Here is a 3,757-nt window from a genome sequence, read left to right as displayed (position 1 = left end):
TTCTGAGGGAAATAATATCCTCATCTTTTATATTTTTACCTGATATAAGAAGCTCACCTTCATCAGGGGTTAATAAGCCGTTAATCATTTTCATCATAGTAGTCTTTCCTGAGCCCGAAGTCCCTACAACACATAGAAAATCACCTTCATTTATCTCAAGATTGAAGCCCTGGAGCACCGGAGTACCGGAATATGATTTGCATATATTTTTATATTCAATTAACTTAGTCATTTTTTACCTCCGTAAAGCCCTTTTCTTCTAAGAAGCTGATTGCAACATCCTTCGGATTTTCTTTTCCTGTCTCAACCCTGTTGTTTAGCTTTGCCATAGTATCTTCATCTATCAGGTTATTCAGCTTGTCAAGTACAGTATTTAGTTCAGGATGCTTATTAAGCACTTCCTCTCTTACAACCATACCTGCCATATATTTAGGATAGAAGTTAAGGTCATCTTCAAGCACGACTATTCTTTTGTCATTGAGCTGCCCGTCGGTTGTAAATACAGTCATTACATCTAACTTTTTATCAAATAAAGCCTGATACTTAAGTCCGTTATCCATATCTGCATTCTTCCTGAATTTAAGATTATATACCTTTGACAGAGCATTAAAACCATCTTCTCTTTCGAAAAAGTCATATTCTGCACCAAAGGTAAAGTCTTTTGCATATTTCGCTAAATCACTGAAAGTTTTAATAGAATATTTTTCGGCTAAATCTCTTCTTATACCTAAACTATAGGTGTTGTTAAAACCGAACATTCCTTTCCAAGTGAGCTTATATTTGTCCTGATAAGCTTTATTCAATGTATCAAAATCATCCTCGGTGTATGGCTCGTTTCTTTTTAAGACTATCTGCCAGGAAGTACCTGTGTACTCCGGATACATATCAAAATCGCCTTTTACTATGGCAGGGTGTATATTTGAAGTTCCGCCACCTACTCCATGAGTTATGTTTACATCCAGTTTTGTGTCACTTTTTATTAGTGCTGCGGTAATTTCTGCCAAGATATAGCCCTCAGAGGTAGGCTTTGAAGCAATATTGACAGTATCAGCTTTGTGACTTTCCCGTATTCCTATTACAGAAAAAAATACAACTACAATCAAAACTCCGGCTATAACAGTTTTAGCTCGAAACTTTTTTAATTTGTGGGTAGTAATCAACTTGCCGAATATTCCCAAAATACCGTCTGTTGTTAAGGCAAGCAGGGCAATTAACAGGCTTCCGATAAAAATAAGTACACTGTTATTGGTGGTGATACCTCTGTAAATCGCTACACCAAGCCCGCCTGCGCCTACAAAAGATGCTATACCGGCAAGAGCAATAGTCATGGTAACCATGTTTCTTACGGAAACAAGAATTACGGGAAATGCCAAAGGGAGCTTGATTTTATATAGTACCTGAAATTCCTTGCTGCCCATGGCTCTGCCGGCTTCGATGATTTTAGGGTCAATGGTTGTTATTCCTACATAAGTACTTCTTACTATAGGAAGCAGGGCATAGATGGTAAGGGCAATTATTGCGGTAGTATTGCCAATTCCGGTAAAAGATATTAAAAATCCGAGCAGGGCTATGGAAGGGATGGTATAAACCACATTTACTATAGAGATAACATAATTTGCGAGTGTAGGCTTCGTGGTTATCCATATACCTACAGACAGACCTATTATTATTGCAATTATAGCAGAAATAAAGGTAATACCTATATGTTCAAACAGTAGTTTCAGGTAGAATGCAGAGTTATCTGTAAATTCTGTCACAAGATTATTTGCCATTTTCTTCTTCCTCCAAATTAGTAATTATCCTTCTTAGGTAGCTTTCAAATATTTCTATTTCACAGGAATTAAAACCGGTATAGAATATTCCGTTCATTTTTTCGGTTGCAACCTGTGATTTATCCTCCAAGGCTTTTCCCTTCGGAGTTAAGAAAATATATTTTTTTCTCTTGTCCTTATCACATTGAATACGAAAAATAAGATCTGAGGCTTCCATTTTATCAAGCATATTTGTAAGAGTATTGATTGCAAGCCCGGTTTTTGCGGCTATATCTTTGCTGCTGATGCCTTCTTTTTTCCAAAGCTGATAGAGGATTTTCCCTTGTTCTCCATTGAACTCATTTAATCCTGACTCCGAAAAAAGCTTGTTTAATCGTCTCCCGCTCAAATATTTTATTCGTCCTATTAAATATCCACCTTCTGTTTTCATATCTTCTCCAAATAGTTCTATATAGAAATTTATTCTAGGCAATACTACTATATAGAAGTAATGTTGTCAAGGGGTTTTTGCCCATACTATCCTAAGTCTACACCTGAAAGACCACCCACCCTGTATATCCATAAGGCAGGAAATCAGACCGGAAAACTCTCTGTTTCCACGCTCTTGGAATTGTGGTAAAATAGAAAAAGATAATGTGAGGTGATAGAGATGGATAAGTTGGAGTTATTTTCAAAGTGCTTGAATTTAGCTGAGGGCAGAGAAAGCCCTGAGAGTTGGTGGGTTTGGTGGAACGAACACGAATCCGAAGTGGAAAAACTATTAAACCATGGCGAGTTTTTGAAACTAAAACCCCGGTCGCATGGATTTTCTTGGGTACCGGTATTTGGTAGCCAAAAGGGAGCCATCGCTATTCTGGAGAAGAACGGAATAGTGTTTGAAATCAGTAATCTCTATCAAGAACGGTATCTGGAGGAATTGGACTCTTACTGTAAGGAACAGAAACGAGTACAACTAGAAAAGCAAAAGAAATTCAAGGCAGAGCACCCAGAATGGTTTACTCGATACCCTAAGTTCTCAAAAATGTTGTCAAAAGTCTTGGAATCCTCTGATGAAATAAAATCTGCTGCAACTGCGGAGAAAATTGTAGAGATAGAAAAGAAATTAGGATTTATTCTCCCAACACAAGTTCGGGAATTTTTTTCCATAACAGAGGGAATTACTGTATCTACCGGTCTGAGCATCAACTTATCCCAGCTATTTAACCAAACTATTCATGAGGAGTGTTATTGTGTACTGGGTGAATTTTGGAAAGAGGCTGACGGAGATTTACTCCTACTCCGCCCTAGCGAAGAAACTGTCTGGTACTATGCCCATGAGCAAGACAAAGTAAAATTTTTGCAGAATACCATGTATGAATTGTTAGAAAAAGAGTTAGTGAATTATCTGCGAGAAAGTTAAAAATATTTAAAAGATAAATAGAGGTTGTGGTAGCTCTCGGTTTCAGAGAAACCTTGTGGGGGAACGATACAACCTCTATATGTTTAAATTATAAACATATATTAAAGAAAAGCAAGTCCTTAATCATCTCTTGACTTATTTGTATTATATGTTATAATGCAAATAAGATAAACAATTTATCAGCTTTTATAATCCGGAAAGGAGGAAGATATGCGTTTAATCTTTGATTTTGAAAGTAAAACCCCTATTTATCAGCAACTGTGTGACCAGATTGTTGTGGGAATAGCGGAGGGAAAGCTTAGTCCGGGGGAAAAGCTTCCGACTATCAGGGCACTGGCAGATGAAAGCGGTATCAATATGATGACTGTGAGTAAGGCATACCAGATGTTAAATAATGAAGGTTATATAGTAACAGACAGAAGGAAGGGAACTCTAATCAGTAGTAAGGCTAAAGAGAGTCCTGTCAAAGAAGAAACATTGAAGGAATTAAGAGTAATCATTTCAGAACTCCAGCTTTCGGGGCTGTCGTTGGATGAAGTGCTTACTCTTTGCAAAGAATACTATAAGGAGGGATTGTAATGTTTTA

5 protein-coding genes are annotated in these 3,757 nt (G+C 37.2%); 2 read left to right on the top strand and 3 right to left on the bottom strand.

The features are described from left to right. From ACTTKP_RS11595 to ACTTKP_RS11585, 3 genes are all read right to left on the bottom strand, one after another. Positions 1–232, bottom strand: a 232-nt coding sequence (locus ACTTKP_RS11595; RefSeq protein WP_442554059.1) for an ATP-binding cassette domain-containing protein, incomplete at its 3' end; no start/stop codon positions are given. After that, a complete protein-coding gene (locus ACTTKP_RS11590; protein ID WP_442554058.1) occupies positions 225–1,772 on the bottom strand; it encodes an ABC transporter permease/substrate-binding protein in 1,548 nt (515 codons plus the stop codon). The genes ACTTKP_RS11590 and ACTTKP_RS11595, both read right to left, overlap by 8 nt. Further along, on the bottom strand, positions 1,762–2,202 hold the full coding sequence (locus tag ACTTKP_RS11585; protein ID WP_442554057.1) for a MarR family winged helix-turn-helix transcriptional regulator: 441 nt from the start codon (positions 2,200–2,202) through the stop codon (positions 1,762–1,764). The genes ACTTKP_RS11590 and ACTTKP_RS11585 overlap by 11 nt, the downstream gene beginning before the upstream one ends. Before the next feature lie 219 nt (positions 2,203–2,421). Between ACTTKP_RS11585 and ACTTKP_RS11580 the strand changes: the two genes are divergently transcribed. Next, positions 2,422–3,171 carry an SMI1/KNR4 family protein gene (locus ACTTKP_RS11580; protein ID WP_442554056.1) on the top strand — a complete coding sequence of 250 codons (750 nt, stop codon included), beginning with the start codon at positions 2,422–2,424 and terminating at the stop codon, positions 3,169–3,171. Between the two features lie 210 nt (positions 3,172–3,381). Then, positions 3,382–3,750, top strand: a complete 369-nt coding sequence (locus tag ACTTKP_RS11575) for a GntR family transcriptional regulator (RefSeq protein ID WP_442554055.1) — start codon at positions 3,382–3,384, stop codon at positions 3,748–3,750. Positions 3,751–3,757 lie beyond the last annotated feature (7 nt).

The sequence above is a fragment of the Catonella sp. genome, assembly GCF_052169795.1.
In the GTDB taxonomy this organism is placed as follows: Bacteria; Bacillota; Clostridia; order Lachnospirales; family Lachnospiraceae; genus Catonella.
Note: the sequence above shows the minus strand (reverse complement) of the source record. Positions and strands in the feature narration are given on the sequence as shown.

Coding starts and splice junctions, on each gene's coding strand:
- ACTTKP_RS11590 (WP_442554058.1), bottom strand. CDS start 1,772: ATGGCAAATAATCTTGTGACAGAATTTACAGATAACTCTGCATTCTAC.
- ACTTKP_RS11585 (WP_442554057.1), bottom strand. CDS start 2,202: ATGAAAACAGAAGGTGGATATTTAATAGGACGAATAAAATATTTGAGC.
- ACTTKP_RS11580 (WP_442554056.1), top strand. CDS start 2,422: ATGGATAAGTTGGAGTTATTTTCAAAGTGCTTGAATTTAGCTGAGGGC.
- ACTTKP_RS11575 (WP_442554055.1), top strand. CDS start 3,382: ATGCGTTTAATCTTTGATTTTGAAAGTAAAACCCCTATTTATCAGCAA.